Annotated in this window: 14 protein-coding genes; 3 read left to right on the forward strand and 11 right to left on the reverse strand. The window is 51.1% G+C overall.

Going from position 1 to position 20,595, the window contains the following annotated elements; genetic code table 11:
* Positions 1-306: 306 nt before the first annotated feature.
* The 7 genes from ACE99V_RS15980 to ACE99V_RS16010 form a co-directional block, all read right to left on the reverse strand.
* Positions 307-2,748 carry a DEAD/DEAH box helicase family protein gene (locus ACE99V_RS15980; protein WP_400492224.1) on the reverse strand — a complete coding sequence of 814 codons (2,442 nt, stop codon included), beginning with the start codon at positions 2,746-2,748 and terminating at the stop codon, positions 307-309.
* Entirely contained in the window at positions 2,748-3,071 is a 324-nt protein-coding gene (locus ACE99V_RS15985; RefSeq protein ID WP_400492225.1) for a pyrophosphohydrolase domain-containing protein, read from the reverse strand. Before ACE99V_RS15985 ends, ACE99V_RS15980 begins: the two co-directional genes overlap by 1 nt.
* Positions 3,072-3,084: 13 nt before the next feature.
* Positions 3,085-3,489, reverse strand: a complete 405-nt coding sequence (locus ACE99V_RS15990) for an HIT family protein (protein WP_400492226.1) — start codon at positions 3,487-3,489, stop codon at positions 3,085-3,087.
* A 546-nt stretch (positions 3,490-4,035) separates the two neighbouring features.
* Positions 4,036-6,435, reverse strand: coding sequence for a penicillin acylase family protein (locus ACE99V_RS15995; protein ID WP_400492227.1), 2,400 nt, complete (start codon positions 6,433-6,435; stop codon positions 4,036-4,038).
* 218 nt (positions 6,436-6,653) lie between these two features.
* A complete protein-coding gene (locus ACE99V_RS16000) occupies positions 6,654-8,306 on the reverse strand; it encodes a peptide ABC transporter substrate-binding protein (protein WP_400492228.1) in 1,653 nt (550 codons plus the stop codon).
* A gap of 750 nt (positions 8,307-9,056) precedes the next feature.
* A complete protein-coding gene (locus ACE99V_RS16005) occupies positions 9,057-10,067 on the reverse strand; it encodes an LLM class flavin-dependent oxidoreductase (protein WP_400492229.1) in 1,011 nt (336 codons plus the stop codon).
* A gap of 151 nt (positions 10,068-10,218) precedes the next feature.
* Positions 10,219-10,884, reverse strand: a complete 666-nt coding sequence (locus tag ACE99V_RS16010; RefSeq protein WP_400492259.1) for a Dph6-related ATP pyrophosphatase — start codon at positions 10,882-10,884, stop codon at positions 10,219-10,221.
* A 426-nt stretch (positions 10,885-11,310) separates the two neighbouring features.
* Here ACE99V_RS16010 and ACE99V_RS16015 point away from each other — a divergent pair, with 426 nt between their 5' ends.
* Positions 11,311-11,826, forward strand: a complete 516-nt coding sequence (locus ACE99V_RS16015; RefSeq protein WP_400492230.1) for a cupin domain-containing protein — start codon at positions 11,311-11,313, stop codon at positions 11,824-11,826.
* Positions 11,827-11,907: 81 nt separating this feature from the next.
* Here ACE99V_RS16015 and ACE99V_RS16020 read toward each other — a convergent pair whose 3' ends face one another.
* The 4 genes from ACE99V_RS16020 to ACE99V_RS16035 are packed head-to-tail and all read right to left on the reverse strand — an operon-like array spanning position 11,908 to position 17,002.
* On the reverse strand, positions 11,908-13,254 hold the full coding sequence (locus ACE99V_RS16020) for a glutamine synthetase family protein (RefSeq protein WP_400492231.1): 1,347 nt from the start codon (positions 13,252-13,254) through the stop codon (positions 11,908-11,910).
* A complete protein-coding gene (locus ACE99V_RS16025) occupies positions 13,248-14,453 on the reverse strand; it encodes a M20 metallopeptidase family protein (RefSeq protein ID WP_400492232.1) in 1,206 nt (401 codons plus the stop codon). The genes ACE99V_RS16020 and ACE99V_RS16025 overlap by 7 nt, the downstream gene beginning before the upstream one ends.
* A gap of 15 nt (positions 14,454-14,468) precedes the next feature.
* On the reverse strand, positions 14,469-15,833 hold the full coding sequence (locus ACE99V_RS16030; RefSeq protein WP_400492233.1) for an APC family permease: 1,365 nt from the start codon (positions 15,831-15,833) through the stop codon (positions 14,469-14,471).
* A complete protein-coding gene (locus ACE99V_RS16035; protein WP_400492234.1) occupies positions 15,830-17,002 on the reverse strand; it encodes an amidohydrolase family protein in 1,173 nt (390 codons plus the stop codon). The genes ACE99V_RS16030 and ACE99V_RS16035 overlap by 4 nt, the downstream gene beginning before the upstream one ends.
* Positions 17,003-17,346: 344 nt before the next feature.
* On the opposite strand from ACE99V_RS16035, the gene ACE99V_RS16040 reads away from it, so the two are divergent.
* The gene (locus ACE99V_RS16040) at positions 17,347-19,089 is read left to right on the forward strand and encodes a sigma-54 interaction domain-containing protein (RefSeq protein WP_400492235.1); all 1,743 of its coding nucleotides are present in this window, start codon (positions 17,347-17,349) and stop codon (positions 19,087-19,089) included.
* An 18-nt stretch (positions 19,090-19,107) separates the two neighbouring features.
* Positions 19,108-20,436, forward strand: a complete 1,329-nt coding sequence (locus ACE99V_RS16045) for an aspartate aminotransferase family protein (RefSeq protein WP_400492236.1) — start codon at positions 19,108-19,110, stop codon at positions 20,434-20,436.
* Positions 20,437-20,595 lie beyond the last annotated feature (159 nt).

A 20,595-nucleotide genomic window follows, 5' to 3' on the forward strand; every position in this document is an offset into this window, starting at 1 on the left:
TTCGGAATCTGGGCTCATAACCTCAGAAGAGCAGCCCAAATGGCCAAATAAGCAACGATTAACGGATACAGTTACACGGTAGCCCCCTGAGATTCACCACAATGAGATGCTTCTGCCAAAAAACGATTTTTTCAGGAGTAACTAGCTAACGCTGGTGTCGGCTGGGGCCCCGAACCTTTTCCTTGTGGCTGTATTCGATGTCCCAATGTTATAAATTCTTATATACTAAAAGATGGTCAAGTCCCCATGTAGTGGACACAGAAAAATACACCCAGGCTGCAAGCTGGCGTCGGTACCCAACTGACGTCAGCTTGTTTCGTTTCCGCTTTTCTTTTCAAAATGGTGGTGCAGTCGGTACACGCATATATCTTTCGTCCAGCGATACAGGATCGGACTGTCCTCGGAGTCAACATCGAACTGCAGGGAAAATACGCCATCAGAAAAGGAAACCAACCCCTTTGAACTGCTGCTCCACTTGCTCATCGGCATCTCGGCTATCAACTTGCTGACTTGTTCCTCGTTGTACGTCCATAATCTCTGTGATGACTTGTCGGAAAAATCGATCCGTTTTCGATATTCCTTTTCCGTCAGATAACGGTGGAAGAATGGCGCCACCTCCTGTGGGGTCACCGACTGATGCCATCTGCCTACACCGCGCTCCAGCATATAAAGAAGAACAATCATCTTGTAGCTTTTGGCCATTCCAGTCCCTTCGACCTCGTTGATCCAGGACTCATACTTTCTGTGGATGTCGCTCTCTTGTTCACTTAACTGACCAGCCCAATCCAGAAAACGGACATACGACTTAAATTCCTGTCTGTACTCACGGCTGTTCTCCCTTCCGTACAAATGAAGTTCCAAATACGAAGGGATCCGTCCTACATCTCTTTTTACGTCTTCAAAAGCCCGAAGAAGTTTTTCTTTGCGAGGCTGTTTTTTCAGTGACATTTCTTTAAGCAGATTGATTACTCCTGTTTCCAGTTCAATGGCACAATTCATGGGCACGACAGGTTTCCAATCAAGATCCTTTCTCTCTGTACCAATTCTTGTGTCAAACAGGCTGAGTTTCACGTCCGCATTGCGATAGTTCCCAATCAAATCAATAATAGTGCAATACTCTTTGGAAGGATACAAACGCAGTCCGCGACCGACTTGCTGGGTAAAAATCGTTAGAGATTCGGTTGGCCGAACAAACAACAGCGTGTCCACCGCAGGAATGTCAGTGCCCTCGTTAAAGAGATCCACGGTAAAAATGACCTCCAGCTCCCCTTTTTCCAACCTTCGGATCGCTTCCGATCTTGATATCTCTCTTGTCTTTGAGTGCAGACTAATAGCCTGGACCCCTTGACCCTGAAAGAAGGATTTCAAAAATTCAGCCTGCCGTATTGATGAGCAAAACGCGAGCGTTCTGGTCTGTCTATGCTTTTTCCAGGCATGAAATATCTTTGCTGCCATCTCTGTCTTCAGTTGAACCTGCAGCAATTCCTGATCGTCATAGCGACTTCCCAGCCAGGTAAGCTCCGCATAATCCGTATCATCGTAGATACCATAGTAATGAAACGGAGCCAGCCATCCACGCTGCACGGCTTCCATAAAATCCAGCTGGAAGGCAACGTTGCCATCACAGATTGCATATACGTCCTTCCCATCTGTCCGGTGCGGTGTTGCCGTGATTCCCAGCAAAAAGGAGGGTTGAAAATATTCCAGCACACGTTTGTATGACTGGGCAGCCGCATGGTGAAACTCGTCCACGATAATCAGGTCAAACTCATCGGGACGGAAGGTTTCCAGATGCCGCTTCATGCTTAATGTATAAATAGAGGCAAAAACAGAATCAGAGTGTCCTTCCTTGGTGGCGCCGTCATAGATTCCTCCGGTTCGTTCCGGCATCACATCCGAGAAGGAGCGGCGAGCCTGGTAGAGAAGCTCTTCCCTGTGGGCAATAAAGAGAACCCGGTTAAAGTTCTTCGCAAAAAAGGCAGCCAGATAGGTTTTTCCCAGACCGGTAGCCATCACGACCATCGCTTTGTTATAGCCTTCACTCATTGTTTTTTCCAATTCTTCGAGTGCGATCTGCTGTGCTGGTCGAGGAACGACAGCGCGATAGGTACCCTGTTCTTCATTGACGACCAGATTCTTCTTGTCATCGACATACTCGACCACCGGCATGGTGAGTTCCAATTCTTCCGTTTCTGTCCACGTTTTCACGAGGGAAGGATGAAGACGGTGATAATCGTCATACTCCTTCTCGTAGGACAAGCAAGTTTCCCTGTTGAGAGAAACCGTCTGCTCGTGGTAGAACAGGTGGATAAACTTGGTTTGCGCTTCTTCGAACGTCATGGGTGCAACATGTGCCTGCATGGAAAGATTCCACTCGACTCCGTAAGTGAGAGCAGAACGGGACGTATTGGATGAGCCTACCATCAACACTCCATCGTTGTCTTCGTATTGGAATAGGTACGCTTTTGGATGAAAGGATGTTCCGCCGCTTTGCCACAAGCGCACCTCGATACCTGGGTCAATATCGAGCAACGCCCGTAATGCATGTGGTTGCGTCACAAACAAATAATCCCCTGCCAGAAGCTTTACTTCCGCTCCCCGTTCGATTGCCTCTTTCAAATGCGGCTCAAGCAGGCGAACACCGGAGTACATGACAAAGGAAGTGAGGATGTAAATGGCGGAAGATTTCTTCATTTCCGCAACCATTTCTTCCAGCAGATTTTCCGTTACAAGTCTGACTCCTGACATCAATCTTCGACCTCATGCAGGAACAGCTTTTTCTCAAAACCTCCACGCTTTTCCGCTTTGGATCTGCGAATCGCTTCGAGGTCCGCAGGGGAAGCTCCATGGATCTGGGCGAGCGCATAGATGACTTCCAACAGATCCGCCAGCTCCTCCAGACACTCCTGGTCGGTATTCGCTGCGTTGTACTCGTTCAACTCTTCCTGACACTTTTCACGGAGTTTAACGAGATATTCGGCGTCGGACAGAACGCTCGTGGTAAAGCGTTTGCCAGTTGCTTCGATGATGTCGGGAATGCGGTCTCGGATCAGTTTGTTGTAGAGCGGCATGATCAATTCTCCTTTATGGATAGGGTACGAGATTGGGAATGGCTTTGCGGATTCCGCCGCGCGGGTCATCGATGTCTCCCTTGTAACGGGGGATCAAGTGAACATGCAGGTGCATGACCGTCTGGCCTCCGTATTCTCCCACATTAACGCCGATATTGTATCCGTCCGGGGAGTATTCGTGATCCAGCAGTTCTTTTCCCTTCTTGACAAGCTCGTGAATGGCCATGATCTCCTCGTCGGTGGCATCAAAATAGGTGGCTGCATGACGTTTGGGTACGATCAGCAGGTGTCCCCGTTGAACGGGGTATTTATCATAGAAGGCAATGGCGTTACGGTTTTCCAGAATGATTTGCAAGGATTGACGATCGCAAAAAGGGCAAGGGAAATCATTATGGTCTGTGCTGCTAGGTTCTGTCATTTTATTAACCCCCCTTCATTTATTTGTTATGGAATCTAGTTTATCAGAAATGAGATCACCTGACCTCCGCTAAGCCGGAGCAGTGACGTTTTCAGAAATGGTATCCGTTTCTACATATTTTTTCAGCAGAGAGTCAAGCCGTTTTTCCACTTTTTGCTCGGATTTGGCGTATTTTTTTTAAAACTGTTTCCGGTAATGGAGTTTGGAGCGGAACCCATATGGAAAGGCGTCTTTTATGCCGCGGGAGGACTTCTGGAATTGATGGTGATTCTTTTTTTTCAGGAGCGGAAGGTGGATGTATACAATCTGGGAGAGTCGCTGTTTCGACGCAATCCATCGGCATGGCATCGGCTTGCGGACGAGGATCATTTTGTTTTAAGCGAAGATTCTTTACGCAACGTCCGCATTCTTGTTCATTTGACCAATACGGGACGATATAAGCTCAAGCCTGGAAATGTAAAGGGTTGGTGTTTGGGGGAATTTTCAACTCTTACGAGTAAAACCCCGGCCGAAGCCGAGGTTTTACCGTTTTACAACTTTTTTCACTTATTTTTGGGGATACAGCACAAATCGCTTTTCAGCAGCCTCCTCAACCTTTTCGCGCGTGTACAGCAGCGGGAACGCCTGGTCGTTCGCCCACAGCGGGAACAAGTCTTGGTAATGCGGTGAGCGGTAGTCCCCGGATTGGCCGGGACTGTTCACGGCGAGAGATTGATCCCAATTGCCCACGTCGATGACCATACGGAACGATGCCCCGCTGATCTGGGAGAAGTTGCTCGACGAATAGGCTGTGTTCCCTACGGTATCACCACTCCCACCTCGGGGCAATCGGTCGATGTTCATCTTTTCCGCAGTCTGTTCGTCCACGAACGAGGTGAGCGGATGTTTCAGTTCGGCATGGTGTAAATCTCCCCACTTCCACTTGGTCATATCGGGTCCGAGCAACTTCTCGATGTGCTGGATCGCTTCATCCAAAGTAGATACCAGCAGTTCGTCCCGCACCTGTGTAGGATTGTCGCCCAATCGCTTATCCGGCTTCTCCACCAGATTCAGGATGACTACGGGATCGCCAGCTCCGATCAACGGTTTGGCTTCTGCCGGGACCAGCTTCTCCACCATTGCCGGTCTGACATGTTGTTGATACCAAACTTCAAACAGGGCAGCAGCCGCTGAGTCGGCAGACAGTTGACCATCCCAGTTTTTCATCAGCTCCAAAGCCTGCTTCTGCTTTTCATTAGCCGGTTGCAGTTTGGCTAGCAACGGCTTGACCCGCATCGCCGGTTCCGACTGATAATCGGTCTGCAGCCTCAGTGCATCCTGCAAGCTCACCTTGTCGTCTTTGCCGAGCACCTCGTCAACCCGGTTAAACCGGAATGGAGTAGCCCACTCAAAGCCAATTTTGTATTTACCGGAGTCGTAATCATCGGGCAGATTCATCTGGTTAGCAGTACCGATATAACCGCGTGACGGATTGTGTTCGGATGGCAGTTTCTCCTGATTGAGGAAGCCCTCCCATTCATAGCTCCCGTCTCCCGGTACAGGTAGAAGACCGTCCCAATTTTTTCGGACCGGCGTCAAGCCGCCCGGTTTCCAGCCGATATTGTTCTCGATATCAGCATACACCTGGTTTTCTGAAGGAGAGCCCCACTGGTTCATTGCTTTCGAGAATTCTTTCCAATTCGTTGCAGTCATATAGGAGGAGCTGCCAAGATACGGCGCCATACCGGGCTCCAACCATGCCGCCCGGACGGCATAAGCTTTATTTTTGGCGGCATCTTTGTAGATGACGGGGCCGTGTTTAGTGAATTCCAGTGCCACCTCCTGCTTTTGTCCGCCCTTCACAGGGATTGCTTCTTTCACTACCTCCATCGGAACCCATTTTCCTTTATACCAGTACTCCGACGGATTTTTTGGATTCGTTTTGTAAACGTACAGGTCCTCTTGGTCGATGGCGAAAATCGTTAATCCAAAGGCGATTTTTCCGTTATGGCCGATCGAGATACCTGGTAAAATCGGTTCGCCTGCTCCGATTACATCCATGCCCGGCGCGGACAAGTGGGCGATGTAGCGCAAGGAAGGCAGTGACAACGACCGGTGAGGGTCGTTAGCCAAAATGGGCCGCCCGGTCTCCGTACGCGACCCGCTTACTACCCAGTTGTTGCTGCCAATATTGGCCTGTTGGTGCAGGTCTTCCACCAGACTCGTTCGCTTTAACGTTTTTGCAGCCTGATCAAACACAACTCCCTGAGTGGCCAGGTCGTATACCTTGAGTATGTCTTTGGGGATATCGTCGTAATCTACTCCCTCGGGAATTTGCATCTCCCATTCCGGTTCCAGCCGCTGGCGAATCACCTCAATATCGTTGCCAAATTGACTAATCGTCCGTGCCCGGGCCACTTCGTTTTTCACATTTCTCGTCAGCCCGTGACTGCGGATTCGCACGACATCCTCCGGTGACCACTTGGACGGCTTGTAGCCGAGGATCCGAAACTCTTCCGGAATCAGCTCCGGATTTTCCCAGGCTTTTTCCACGTAGGCGTTGATTCCATTGACGAAAGATGTGACGATTTTCTGTGTCTCTGGGCCGTATGCTTTCCACTCCTTTTTCATGTCCCCACGATAAAGGAACAGCCGAGCGGCCCGATCCTGTTCTACATATTCGGGACCCAATACATCGGACAATTCACCCAATCCCCGCTTCCGCCATAGATCGATTTGCCACAGACGGTCCCTGGCGACATTAAAGCCCTGAACGAAAAAGGCATCCTCCTGGCTGGAAGCGTAGATGTGAGGCACTCCCCAGCGGTCGACGATAATTTCCGCCTGACTTTTCAATCCAGGCAGGCGGTATTCGGTCGTTCCTGTCGGGCCGGGGTTGGCCGAAACCAATCCGGGTGTGGTCAGCAACAAAATGCCTGTCAAAACTGTGAAAGCTGCTCGTTTCAAGAAAACAACCTCCTTTCGACGTTACGTAAGATTTCTAGGATGTTGCGAAAACCACCTTGGTAATATTTTCATATTTTTACATTTTTTATCGTTTACAAAATAGTTCTAACGATCTGTACATATTTGGAGTGATAAATTTTTATTAAAAATGAAACAAAGCCCTCGGGTTTGCCAACCGGCAACCGACGAGGGCTTGAATGTTTCAAGTGTTGTTGAAATCACTTCACCACAGAGGTGTATTTGAAGTAAGCGCCACCAAGCGGGAAGATGATGAAATCCTTCACCTTGTCGTTCTTCACGTACGGGTTGCCGCGGAAGTTCAGGGGAGCCAGCGGCATTTCGTCCATGAGAATTGTTTCCGCCTCCAACAGAATCTGTTTTCGTTTTTCCAGATCGGGTTCCTGATAGCTCTTGTCGATCAACTCTTTAAACTTGGCGTTCTCCCAGTTCGGATGGTTGTTGCCCCCGGTCTTGTCTCGGAACATCTCCAAAAAGTTGATCGGATCGTTAAAGTCTGCCCCCCATTGGAATCGAATCAAGTCAAAATTCCCCTGGGACCGCATGTCTCTGTATACTTTTAACTCTGCCGTGTACAGCTTCACTTCGACGCCAAGGGTTTTGCGCCACTGATCCTGCAGCGCCTCGGCTACCTTTTTGTTGACATCGGTTGTGTCAAATGTATAGGTGACCGTCGGAAACTGGGTCAATCCCAGCTCTTTCATGCCCTCGGCCAATAGCTGCTTTGCCTTTTCAGCGTCCTCGCGGAAGTAGCCGTCTGATTTTAGACCCATGGAGGTTGGCACCCAGCCGTACGCCGGCGGAACGCCTGTCTGCAGGATGTTGTCGATGATTTCCTGGCGGTTCATCGCGTAGGCGAAGGCCTGACGGATTTTCTTGTTGGAGAAAGGCGGCTTTTCCGTGTTGAACACGACGGATTGCGTACCCGGGTTGTCGGCGACCATCAGCTTGCCTTCCTCTTTCAGCTTCGGAATGGCATCCGGCGGAAGTGTGGATGCAGGATACCCGCCCCAATCGATCTCTCCGCCTTCAAACATGGAAAATGCCGTATTGTTGTCTTCGATGATGGCGATCTCGAGTCGATCCAGCTTCACGTTGTCTTTGTCCCAGTAATTTGGATTCTTCACAAAGACGATCTTGCTCTTGTGCTCCCAGGTTTCCATGTTGAAGGGACCGTTGCCGACGATGGTTTTCGCTTCGGCTGCCCAATGAGGGTTGCCCTCAACCGTTTTCCGGTGAAGCGGGAACAGTGTGGGGAAAAAGGTAAGCTCACGGAAGAACGGTGTCGGCGATTTAAGCGTAAACTCCACCGTATAATCATCCAGAGCCTTTACACCAACGTCTTCTGCCTTGCCCTTGCCGGTATTGAATTCTTCCCCGCCTTTTATGTAATAGAGTTGGTAGGCATACTCCGAAGCCGTTTTCGGATCCAGATTCCGCTTGATGGCGTATTCAAAATCGTGGGCCGTTACCGGATCACCGTTGCTCCACTTGGCGTCCTTGCGAATCTTAAATGTAAACTTTTTAAAGTCAGGCGAATTTTCATAGCTCTCCGCTGTCGCGTTGGTCAGCTGCCCTTTCAGATCGTAGCTGGTCAAGCCTTCAAAACAGGCATAGATCATGTCAAACGAATCGGCATCCGTGGCAATTCCGGGGTCTAGCGACGGAGGTTCGCTATTGATGCTCCAATGCAGTACCATCGGTTCCGTTTTTGCTGTCTCTGACGAGGGCGAGGTAGAGTTGTTTGCCGGGGTTTGCTGTTGTTTGGAAGCCTCCTGCGTTGTCGAGCTGCAGCCCGTCAATATACCGAAACATAACGAAAGACTTGTCAATACCGCAATGCCCTTGTTCATATGATCTCTCCTTGCATGTTGTCGTAATCTTGCATATTTATTCATATGATTCAGAATATTTCAGAGAAAAAATAATGTCAACAGATAATCTGAGATTGCCAAGGGAGTGAAAAAAAAAAGCGCCGACCCATCTGCATTATTAGGTCGGCATCGGGCTCAAAAAGATTCTTGAGTCCTAGTAGTACTACTATATCAAATCCAATTCGACATTTTGACAATAAAATCTTGCCAGTTTACGATGTTGCTTTCCTTTCTGAGATATGAAAAAATTACCTCTTGAAGCGTGATGCTCGAAACTCAATAATGGATGTAGCTAGACTTTGGTTCATGTTTCACCTAGCCTTCTTGGCTAGGCCTTTTTTTTCTAGTTTGTACAAAAAAGGAGACAACCGTCTGCACCATTTGGCTGCCTCAAATCCCCAAGATCAATTTTCCTAGAATCTGGATGGGAACGAACTCCCATCTTTATTTTTCCAAATCAGAGGCACCAGGATCAATGAGCAAATATTGGCAATTTTTTCGGTTCCAATCACATGTTCGATAATGCCATCCAAAGGGTAAATGTCATAATGAATGACAGCCCTATTACTATCATGCCGATTATTTTCCAATGTCTTACTCTTTCTAAAAAGTCCTACGATTACTAGCGGTAATCCGATCAGAAAAAACAAAATAAGGATAACCATAAAAAAAACCCCTGATTTCTCAAGGGTTTCACCGCAAATCTGACATGATACCTCCGTTTTTACCTTATGACCCGACAATCTGGGACACCAGTTCAAACGAGCGCAGTCTTGCCTGGTGGTCAAAAATATTGGCATTGACCATGATCTCGTCCGCCTGGGTTTCATCCAGCAACGATTGCAGTTGTTTCGCAACGGTCTCCTGACTGCCGGTAAACGTGTAGCGCAACTGCTGTTGAACAGCAGCCTTTTCGTACTCGTTCCACAGGGCGTCCATGTCTTCCACCGGTGGTTTTAGCTGACCTGGTCGACCGCGTACAAGAGCGAGGAATTGCTGCTGCATCGAGGTAGCAAGCCAGCGGGCTGTCTCGTCCGTATCGGCCGCAATGACATTGACACAAACCATGGCGTACGGCTCATCTAGCACCTCGGAAGGACGGAAATGATTGCGATACAGCTCCAGTGCAGGCAGGGTATGATTCGGCGAGAAATGACTGGCAAACGCAAATGGCAGACCCAACTGACCAGCCAACTGCGCGCTAAAACCACTCGAACCCAACAGCCAGATGGGGATGTTCAGGCCTTCACCGGGAATCGCCCGTACCGGCATGGTATGCGGATCCACGGGCGGATTCAGATAATAGCGCAGTTCATCCAGCAGTTCAGGGAAGTCCTCACCATGTCTGCTTGGGTCGCGACGCAGGGCACGCATCGTCACCTGATCGGATCCAGGTGCGCGGCCCAGACCGAGGTCAATCCGTCCCGGATACAGAGATTCCAGCGTACCGAACTGTTCCGCAATCACGAGCGGTGCATGATTCGGCAGCATAATCCCGCCGGAACCTACACGGATGGTGGAAGTTCCACCTGCGATGTATCCAATCACGACGGATGTCGCCGAGCTGGCGATCCCGGTCATATTGTGGTGTTCAGCAAGCCAGTAGCGGTGGTAGCCCCATTTTTCAGCATGCTGGGCAAGATCCAGACTGTTTCGGAAAGATTGAGCGGGCGTACCGCCAACCACGATTGGGGCCAAATCGAGCACCGAGAATGGGATATCGCGTAGTCGTTTGGACATGCTTGCGTCCTCCTTCGATCATAGGTGGTATGCGCGATGTTTCATGTCATACCATTTTACTTGTCATGCTTCCCTAGAGGAAGTCGTGAAGTGTACGGAAGTGTAAGAACACCGGTGTGATGGGCAAGCATTGTGAGGCTGAGATAAAAAATTATTTACATTTGGTATGAAAATCTATGATCTCGACTCGATGAGTGACTGTCATGGGGACAATCTCACCTAGTTTCAATTCAATTTTTCTCTGGAAAAGAGGCCCGTCGTAGACAAACGTATGGTACTCTCCGCCTTCACCCATCGGACAAGAGTAAACCTTCTGAATGTCTTCGCAAAATGATTGATCCAATTCTCGACCTAACCAATCTGTCGATAACTTCCCGTTATAGGTCATAATAATGACCGCTTTATATCCCGACGCCACGAATTCAACGAGCGCTTGAGGTGCTTGCTCCTTCTTCAACCAAAGCGGATAAAGAGCCTCAAGTCCTGCCGCTTTTGTTACAGCCTCGCCCCACTCTCTATGCCCTTCTATGTACAAGTCACCGTACGCAACTGCGTCAAGATTGTACTGTTCTTTCAGGTTTCCCAGCCCCTGAACATACGCTTCCGAGTACTTTTCTTCCGTACAACTGATTTGTACAAGAGGGATGGACAGAGCTTTCGCTTGTTCCTCAAGGAGACTTAGTTTTACACTATGCCAATAATTTCGATCCGAATTCATTGGAACCGCTGTCATCAGGCAACTTACCTCGCAACCCTGTTTGATCAGTTTATCGAGTGCCATCGTCGCATCTTTGCCGCCGCTCCAAGATAGTCCCACACGTTTCAATTTTGTCCTCTCCTCTCGATCATCCCTTGCCTCACCATTTACACCGACCAGTTGTTTTTTTCGTTCCCCTTTATTCTATCAACCGCAGTGATAAATCCTCCTTTGTAGTCCAGCTTTGTTATCTTGCGTAATCGTAATGGTTACTTTCCCCTTATCCACTCTTTCTCCTTGGCGTTTTTTTCAGTGTAGCATAACAATTTCTCTCTCCCATCAAAACTTAAAAAAACAAAAAAACCCTCAATTTCTCAAGGGTTACAACTTATGGAAAGCATGCTGACTTTCAAATTTTTCTTTTTTCTAGCCTCCTCCGGGAGCTTGCGCAGCTTGGGAACGCTGGATCTGGGCGAACTTCCCTATCCTGAGTCACATAAGCATATCTCGTAGTCAAATTCCAAGGGAAACGGGATGGAATGCAACATGACTTTGTATATGGATTACAAATCTCCTTTTGCACAGTTCTTTGATGACGTAAACAATAACTTGCTCGTCCAAAAGGATCATCAAAACTACATCAATGTCCTCTCCACCCAACAGTTGAATACGCTGGATCATGTGTCTCTGCTGGACATCTTTCTCAGTACGGGCAATGTCGTGGAGCCTCATTACCATCAGAATGCTGCAGAGCTTGTCTGGCACTGGGAGATCGGAACCAGAGAGAACACGCATCTGCTCGCCATCTTCAATGCCCCAATCCCCGAAGTCATCTTAGGATCCGATCTCCTGAGATTGACGCCAAGTGAAGTATTGGCTTACACATACTGCCTGAATGAGGCCAAAGTAAAAAATACGCTTGCACCCATTCGGAGCACGACCTTCATCGGCCCTCCCCTAGGCTGTCATCAAGGTCAGGGGCAAGGCTATCAACCATGTGCTGATGCCCCCAATCCATACGAGTATTGCCATCAACAGCCGATTCAGCAGCAAGATTGGTAAGAAAACCCATCCGGCCAAAGCGGCCGGTTTTTTTGCGTTATCGAGAGTACCAAGATGTTGTATCGGGAAGCGACAGGCGCTCTAAAACCGCGACGTAAATACGGCCCGTTCCCAATCGCTGACGTACCGGGAGTACTTATCCCACTCCGTCCGTTTGATTTTGATGAATTCCTCCCAGATGGAGCGCCCGATGGTTTCCGCCAGGATGGTATCCTCCGCCAGATAGTCGATCGCTTGGCTCAGACTTCTGGGCACCCAGCCAATGCCCCGTTCCTTTAGCTGCTGCTCGTTCAGTTTGCTGACATCGAAATCGGCGGGCTCACCCGGATCGATGCGGTTCTGGATGCCGTCCAGGCCGGCCGCTACCAGGCATGCCGCCAGCAGGTAAGGATTGCAGGTACCATCTGCGCCCCGATATTCGAAGCGCCTTGATCTGCGCTTTTCCGGAATGCGCACCAGAACGGAACGGTTTCCTGCCCCGTAGCAGACATGCGCCGGCGCCCAAGAGCCGGGCTGCATGCGCTTATACGAGTTGATGCTCGGGGCCCCGATGGCAATCAGCGAAGGCGCATGCTTCAGCAATCCGCCGATAAAATGGTAGGCTTTCTCCGACATGTCCAAGCCCCGTTGGTCCGTCGGATCCTCAAACAGATTGTCCCCCGCATGATCATATAAGCTGATATGCACATGCAGTCCGCTCCCCGCCAGATGCTGGAACGGCTTCGGCATCAAAGTCCCGACCATCCCCTGATCCCGGGCAATATGCTTGAACAAGTGCATGAATGTAACCTGATCATCAGCCGCTTTCAGGGCCGCAGCATATTTTAAGTTGACCTCCAGTTGGCCGGGGCCATACTCGCTGGAGATCTGCTCGGTTTGCACACCCATGGCCTCAAGAGAATGAACAAAGCGATGGATAAAATCTTCCTGGATATCCGCCCCTTCGATGGAGAAACAGTGGCTGCGGTCAGCCGGCACCAGCTGCCCATCGACTTCCTTCAATAAATAAGCCTCCTGCTCAAACGCCATGAACATCTTCCCGCCGAGCAGGGATTCCACCTCATTCAGCAGGCGCTTCAGGGCACTTCGCGGGCAGCCAGGCCAGGGGTCTCCGTTCACATCCACAAGATCGCACAGCATGCGCGCCGTATTTTTGCGGTAAGGAAGAATGGCAAACGTACTCGGATCGGGCACGGCGAAAAAGTCCCCGTCGTTTGGCCCATACGTCGGATTGGGAATGTATTCGTCAAACACATCAAAACTCATGATCGCCGTACTGAAGTTAATCCCTTTTTCCAGCGCATCCTTCAGCTGTCCGGGCCGGACCGTCCTCCCCCGGGTCACGCCGGCATAATCCAGAAATTCCACGCGAATAAACTCAATGTTTTCCTTTTCTACCATTTCCAATACCTGTTCTTTGGTTAGCATCCTGTCTCCGCTCCTTTTTGCAGCCTGCTTAAAACTGTCCAGACCAAAACCTTCACCCCGATTGGGATAATGGAATCATCAAACTGAAACTGCGGGTGATGAAGATCGTACACCGGCCTGCCCTCCTGGCCAACGCCTAAGCGGAAATACGTGCTCGGGACCTTTTCCGCAAACGCGCCGAAATCATCGGCCCCCATCGACGGCTCCTTCAGGAGTCGAACCGAACCCGGACCGAGAATTTCTGCGGCACTTTCCTCCAAGGCGCGGGTCATCCGTTCATCGTTGATCACCGGAGGGTGTCCCTCGGTGTATTGGACCGTGGCCTTTCCTCCGAAGGAAGCAGCGATGCTCTCCGCCCATTGAATCAGTTGGCTCTTCAGCTTCCGGCGGGTTTCCAACGCTACCGCCCGGGCCGTCCCTTCCATCACCACGCGGTCCGCTACCACGTTGCTGGCAGTCCCTCCCTGAATTTTGCCGACATGGACCACCACCGGATCCACCGGATTATTCCCTTTGGTGACCAGCACGGAAAGTGCCTGCAAAACCTGAGCGCTGATGGCAATCGCATCCACGCTTTGGTGAGGCCTGGCACTGTGGCCTCCTTTTCCTTCAATTTCAATGACGAAATCATCGCAGGAAGCGGTCACCGCCCCGTATTTCACCCCGACCGTTCCGTGGGGCAAATGGGGCCATAGATGCAGCCCCAGCATGCCGTCTATACGGGGATGTTCCAACACCCCCTGATCGATCATCCGCTGGGCCGCACCATCGGCTTCTTCCCCCGGTTGGAAAATGCAGCGTACGCGACCAGCCCATTCCTTTCTCCGATGATATAACTGATAGGCGGTTCCCAGCAGAATCGCCGTATGCCCATCATGGCCACAGGCGTGCATCACGCCGGGGTGGCACGAGGCATAAGGCAGCCCCGTTTTCTCCTCAATCGGAAGGGCATCGATATCGGCCCGGATGCCGATGTGGGGCCCCTCCCCTTTTTCACCGATGATATCCACGGCAATGCCTGTTTCGCCCACCTGACGATAGGGAATCCCCCACCCTTTCAGGCAGGAGGCGATATATTCAAACGTCTGAAACTCCTGAAAAGAGAGCTCCGGATACCGGTGAAGGTGTCGGCGGATTTCGATGAGCCTCGCCGCCAAATCCGGCTTCACTTCCACATCCGCTACCGTGAACGTTCCCATCGATCTGGCACCCTCCTACACCGTTGTTTGTTCATGGGAAGCGGTACCCGGCGACTTGGACTTCCCGGAAACTTTAAATAGAACATAAAGGATTCCCATCCAGATGGCTCCCCTCACCAGCGTCATCGGAGAGCCGACAAACGTTCCATAGCAGACGATGCCGATCCCGATGAAACCGAGGATCGGAAACAGAGGATAGAGCGGCTGCTTCCACGGGAGCTGCCGGATTTCCTGCATGTGATGCTTCCGGTACAGCACAGCAGCAATCAAAGCCAGGGTCCAGGAAACCATCCAGGCCAACACCAATTGCGTCGACAGCTCCACATAGAGCAGATCGGGATTGATCGAACCGAGGATCACCAAGCCGACCGAGCAAGCCCATACGGCCAAAATGCCATAAACCGGGGTTCCGGTCTTCGGATGAATGTAGCCGAAGAAAGAAGGCAAAAATCCTTTACGCGCCTGCGCATAGAAAATGCGGGAAGCGGAATAGAGCGTCCCCATCAAAATACAAGTGGCTGCCGCGATCCACGCGGTCATGTTCATGATGAAGGCGCCGGCAAAGCCGAACACCATCTCGGAGGCAGCCGTAAACGGAGAGCTGTCCATGGTCATCTTGTCCCAAGGAATCAAGCCCTGCAGTACGGCCTGCGCCAACGTATAAAGAACAAGAAACGTAATGCTCGACCAGACCAAGGCTTTCGGCAAATCCTTTGGATCTTTGCACTCCCCGCCGGCTGTGGCCAGTGTAACCGCTCCCAAATAGGCGTAGGTGCCAAGCGGAATGGCGGCCCAGAAGCCTTCCATGCCATTGGGAAGAAACGGCGTGAAATGGCTTGGATTGATCTCCTTCAGACCAATCAGAGAGAACAGAGCCATCACGCCCGTCATGATCAGGACCAGGTAAAGCTGGGTCTTTGCGGCAATCTCTGTTCCCAAAATGTTGAGGACAGCAAACACCGATAGAAAGAAAATAGCGAATAATACCGGCCAAAAGCCCCCTTCCAGCTGCGGAAAGAACCACATCGTGATTTGCCCCAGGGCCAAACCGACGCTCCCGCCGGCAATCACCCACCCGGCCGCAAAAGTGAATCCGGCCAGGAATCCCCACCATTTTCCCATGAACCGCTCAACCCACAGGGACATCGCACCGGCATTGGGCATGCCGACTGCCAACTCCCCGAGGGCAACCATCAGAAACAATTGTGACAGCCCGGCGACCAGATAAGCCAAAATGGCCCCCGGACCGGCCGTGGCGATTCCCTGACCCATCAACAGGAATACCCCGTCCCCGATCACTGCACCCACGCCGAGGGCCCAAATCTGCCAGTACCCCAGCTTCCGTTCCACAGAAAGCTCCAGTGCATTGGGTTTGCTCATACATAAGCCTCCTTTATTTGCTTTTGATACATATTTTCAAAATTGCGATACAGCACCATTTCTCCGATCACCTGCGCGGTCTCCGCGTCCATGTAATCGGCCTGTACCCACGTGTTGAGCACCTGTTCGAAGCATTCCTTGAACAGATGAACCCCCAGCCAATTCATTTCCGGCACAGTAAAGGCGTCGGATCCGTACATGACCTTGTCAAACGGCGCGAACTCGAAAACCTGGGAGAGAATCCGCTTCACCCCATGGCCGCTGAACGGATTCTGCAGCGAAATATCCATATAGACGTTGGGAAGGATACTCACGATAAATGCCGCTTCCTCCACCCACGGATAGCCCCCGTGAACGAGATGGACTTTCGTATCGAGATACTTTTTGTCCCTTAAGAGATCCAAGAGAAAACTCGGGCTGGCCTTCGGAAGAACCACATCTCCATCGCCGATACCGGTGTGAATATGCATGACTTTTTCCGCTTTCGTGCATTCTTCCATGGCGATATGAAGGCAGTAATCCCGCAAGGCCTTCGCCTTGGCGCGCTCATCGGCCTGGAAGGCGGGATAGTCTTCCGCTGCAGCCTGTTCATCCATCGGCAGTATCTCCAAACCGCTGCGGTAGGCAATAATCGTCTTTAAGCCGACTACCCCTTCCCGTTTTAACGCGGCGGCCAGATCGGCGCGGTATCTCTCCGTAAACTCCCCAAAGCTGGCGCATTCCTGGCGCAGGCGGACCATCACCGGTTCAATCCGGTAAACTTCCCAGATTCGCGTCCCGCACAGCTCGGCATAATCCTTTTTGCTCAACATGGGGGTCGGATAGCCGAAATCGGCGACAATCCCCGTGATGTTCGCATCCCGGAACAACCCCCGGGTATAGTCCTGAAACTTGGCGGCACGGGCATTGCGGTGCTCCACGACCGCCTCCAGAGTCGACTCACAGGAAAAATAGCGGGCCAGGCGCTGGATCAGGATTTGCACCCACATATTGCTCCCGGGGAAAGGCTGTTTGCTTACCCTCACGTAATGTTCCGGAATCCGGTTCGGGATGACCGCCAGGGAAAGTTTGCGGACGAACTCCTCCGGCGTGTACGGTTCCCGATTGGCGACATACGGATGTGCATGGACATCGATGGCCGGGCTTTGTTTTAAAGATACGTTTGACATGAAACCCCTCCCGTCTTTGTATTTGTTTGTTTCCGAACGCAAGGATTGTGCCAGTCATGAAGATGATTTACTTTTCTAAAAAATCGTTGTTATTTCGACATGTTTTTGAGACGAGAAGGAAATTGAATTCGCAAAATATTTTGCATTCGAAAAAGATTTTGCTGAAAGATATTTTTCACTTGCACAACGAGGCAGAGAAATGTCAGGTAAAAATATTTTGAATTATGTAAATTTGGTTTTTGATTTGATATGATCTTTTCAAAAAGATCGTCGATTCAACCGCATCCCCTTGGTAACCGAAAAATATTTTTCAGTTCACATTTTTTCGTATGGAGGTGATTCAAATGGACCTTCTGCTGCAAAATGTTTGGAACACGTTTTTTGACTGCCTCCTGCTCGTCAATGAGGAGGGCAGCATCCTGGATCTCAATCGACCTGCCGCCCGCCTGTTTTCCGGGAGCCCTCATACACTCATCGGCTCTTCCGTGTTTGAGTTGATTCCGTCCGAAGAATTTAAAAAGAGCCTGCAGAACAGGAAAGGAAAAACGGGGGTTCCCATCTCTTTAGGCACCCAGCAGCTGGTCGGGAATATTTCGTTCCTGGAAGAGAGCGGATGCTATCTGCTCGCGCTGAAAAATATTACCCAAACCCAGCAGCTTCAGCATCAGATTCAGGAGCTGCACGAGGTCATGCAAAGGTTCGATCTCATCCTGGATCAGCTGGATGAGGGGGTCTGCGTCATTGACCAGCACGGAAAAATCCTTTTCTACAACCGGAAAATGGGCGAAGTCGATCTCTTGGAACCGGAGTCTGTCCGCAACAGGCGGGTACAGGATGTCTGGAACGTAGATGAAACGACCAGCACCCTGTTGACCGCTCTTAGGACGGGACGGACTCTCAGCCAGCGGGAAACGCATTTTGCCACGAACGGAAAGGCGGTAACCACGCTGACGAAAACCGTTCCTTTATACATGGGGGCGCGGAAAAGCGGAGCGATGGAAATTTGCAAAGATATTTCTGAGCAAAAGCAGCTGACGGAAACGATCATGCAGTTGCAGAAACAGAATCCCGGCGAATCCGCCGCTCCCTCCTCCCTGCAGGCGAAGAACAATACGCGGTTTCATTTTACCAGCATTATCTTTTCCAGCCGGGATATGAGGCAAACCGTCGAACAGGCCCGCAGGGCGGCACGGTCCGGATCAAACATCTTGATCGTAGGGGAAACGGGTACCGGAAAAGAATTGTTTGCCCAAAGCATCCATAATGAGAGCCCCCGGAAACATAAGCCGTTCATCGCCCAAAACTGTGCCGCCTTGCCGGAAACACTGCTGGAAGGATTGCTGTTCGGTACGACGGTGGGAAGTTTTACGGGAGCAGTGGACCGCGCCGGTCTGTTTGAACAGGCCCATGGGGGAACCCTTTTGCTGGATGAGGTCAACTCGATGGGCATCGATCTGCAGGCGAAGCTGCTTCGCGTGCTGCAGGAACGGAAAATTCAGCGATTGGGTTCATCAAAAACGGTGGATGTTGATGTCCGGGTCGTTGCGACGATTAATGAAGATCCCCTGGAGGCGATCGCCAACGGCCGGCTTCGGGAGGATTTGTACTACCGGTTGGGCGTCGTGAATCTGGTGATTCCCCCCTTGCGGAAACGGAAGGACGACATTCCCGTATTGATCCGCCACTTTATTGAAAAGCATGCCAAAGCCCTGGATGTGACGGTGGAGGGAATCGAACCGGATGTCTTTCAGTTTTTCATGAACTTTCCGTGGCCAGGAAACGTGCGCCAGTTGGAGCATGTGATTGAGGGGTGCCTGAATCTGGTGTATGACGAGCGGACCATCTGCTTTGACCACCTGCCCCCGATCCTCAAGCAAAAAATGCTGCAGCGGGCGATACCCCCTGCGGAAGAACAGCTGTCGAGACTGGACGGCAGCTTGCCTGAACAGATTGAAAAACTGGAACGCCTGATGATCGAGCAGGCCTTGAAAGAATCCGGAGGCAATATCACGAAAGCCAGTGAACAGCTGGGCATTTCCCGACAGAATCTCAATTACAAGCTGAAAAAATATAAATTTTTTGGGTAAGGAAAAGGAGGATCCCCCATGTCTCATCCGTTTCTCGCCGCCGAAGATCAGTTGATTGCCAATGCACTGAAAATCCGTTTTTATCCGATCGCCGTCCAATCCGCCAAAGGGACCCGCATCACCGATCAGGATGGCAAGAGTTACCTGGACTTGACCGCAGGTTGGGCCGTGGCAGGCATCGGCTACGGACACCCGCGCATCAGCTCCAAAATCAAGATTTCCTATGAAAGGCTGTCGTTTACTTCCCAGCTGTCGGCCCCTGAGCCCACGATGCTTTCCCTGGCGCAAGAGCTGGTGAACATGACTCCGGGCTCTTTTCCGAAGAAAGTGTGGTTCGGCCACTCCGGGTCTGATGCCAATGACTGTGTCGCCAAGCTGGTTCCCCTCGCCAAAAAACGCGCGCGTATGATTTCTTTTATGGGCTCCTATCACGGACAGACGATGGGTTCCCTTTCCCTGTCCGGGCATCCGGCGCAGACCCGTTTCATCGGAAGCGGGAATGTGGTCAAGATCCCTTACCCCAATCCCTATCGACCGCCGTTTGGTGAAACGCCCCGCTTGACGGAACAGATTCTGCAATATGTGGAACAGGAAGTCTTCCGGACGATCTGTCCTCCCGAAGATACGGCCGGGATCATCGTAGAAGGCATTCAAAGCGACGGGGGGCTGATTGTGCCTCCTGACGATTTTTTGCCCGGCCTCCAGGAGCTGTGCCGCCGCTATGACATGGAACTGATCTTTGATGAGGTGAAGGTCGGTTTGGGGCGGACAGGAAAATGGTTTTCCTTTGATCATGGGAATCTCGTGCCAGATGTGGTGGTCCTGGGCAAATCCCTGGGCGCAGGCCTGCCCATCAGCGCTGTTGTGGCAAAGCAGGAGATTCTCGACGTCGGTACAGGCATCCATATGTTTACCGCCAGCGGAAATCCGGTCAGCTGCTCCGCGGCCCTGGAAAACATCCGGATCATCCAGGAGGAAGGGTTGATCGAGCGGGCGCGGGTGAGCGGGGAATATTTTCTGAAGCGGCTCAAAGAGCTTCAAGCGAAAGTTGAATGGATCGGGGATGTCAGGGGACGAGGGCTGGCGATCGGCGTAGAACTGGTGGAAGACCGAGTGACCAAAGCGCCGGCGGCAGAAAAAACGGCGGCCGTCTGCTACCGCTGCTTTGAACTGGGGCTGCTTGTGTTTTACGTGGGGATTCACAGCAATGTGATCGAGATTACCCCACCGCTCGTGATTTCCAGGGAAGAGATTGATCTGGCTGTGGAGGTTTTGGATCAGGCCTTCTCGGATCTGGCCGAGAAAAGAATTAACATGGATGCGGTCAGGCAGTATGCGGGGTGGTAAAATTCAATAGAGGTAGGTTGGGGATATCTGACACTAATTGGCACCTGCTCTCCAGCATAAAATTCGTCGTTCCAAACATACTGATACACCTGAGAACCAATAAAGGTGCTGGAAACAGCCTGGAATAAAAAACCGTCAGGGAAACTTTCCTGACGGCTT

The sequence above is a fragment of the Brevibacillus soli genome, from assembly GCF_044759095.2.
GTDB lineage: Bacteria > Bacillota > Bacilli > Brevibacillales > Brevibacillaceae > JBIYSM02.

What these genes read in the sequence shown, in the direction of transcription:
- ACE99V_RS15980 (WP_400492224.1), bottom strand. Translation starts at nt 2,748, where the DNA reads ATGTCAGGAGTCAGACTTGTAACGGAAAATCTGCTGGAAGAAATGGTT.
- ACE99V_RS15985 (WP_400492225.1), bottom strand. Translation starts at nt 3,071, where the DNA reads ATGCCGCTCTACAACAAACTGATCCGAGACCGCATTCCCGACATCATC.
- ACE99V_RS15990 (WP_400492226.1), bottom strand. Translation starts at nt 3,489, where the DNA reads ATGACAGAACCTAGCAGCACAGACCATAATGATTTCCCTTGCCCTTTT.
- ACE99V_RS16000 (WP_400492228.1), bottom strand. Translation starts at nt 8,306, where the DNA reads ATGAACAAGGGCATTGCGGTATTGACAAGTCTTTCGTTATGTTTCGGT.
- ACE99V_RS16005 (WP_400492229.1), bottom strand. Translation starts at nt 10,067, where the DNA reads ATGTCCAAACGACTACGCGATATCCCATTCTCGGTGCTCGATTTGGCC.
- ACE99V_RS16015 (WP_400492230.1), top strand. Translation starts at nt 11,311, where the DNA reads ATGACTTTGTATATGGATTACAAATCTCCTTTTGCACAGTTCTTTGAT.
- ACE99V_RS16020 (WP_400492231.1), bottom strand. Translation starts at nt 13,254, where the DNA reads ATGCTAACCAAAGAACAGGTATTGGAAATGGTAGAAAAGGAAAACATT.
- ACE99V_RS16025 (WP_400492232.1), bottom strand. Translation starts at nt 14,453, where the DNA reads ATGGGAACGTTCACGGTAGCGGATGTGGAAGTGAAGCCGGATTTGGCG.
- ACE99V_RS16030 (WP_400492233.1), bottom strand. Translation starts at nt 15,833, where the DNA reads ATGAGCAAACCCAATGCACTGGAGCTTTCTGTGGAACGGAAGCTGGGG.
- ACE99V_RS16035 (WP_400492234.1), bottom strand. Translation starts at nt 17,002, where the DNA reads ATGTCAAACGTATCTTTAAAACAAAGCCCGGCCATCGATGTCCATGCA.
- ACE99V_RS16040 (WP_400492235.1), top strand. Translation starts at nt 17,347, where the DNA reads ATGGACCTTCTGCTGCAAAATGTTTGGAACACGTTTTTTGACTGCCTC.
- ACE99V_RS16045 (WP_400492236.1), top strand. Translation starts at nt 19,108, where the DNA reads ATGTCTCATCCGTTTCTCGCCGCCGAAGATCAGTTGATTGCCAATGCA.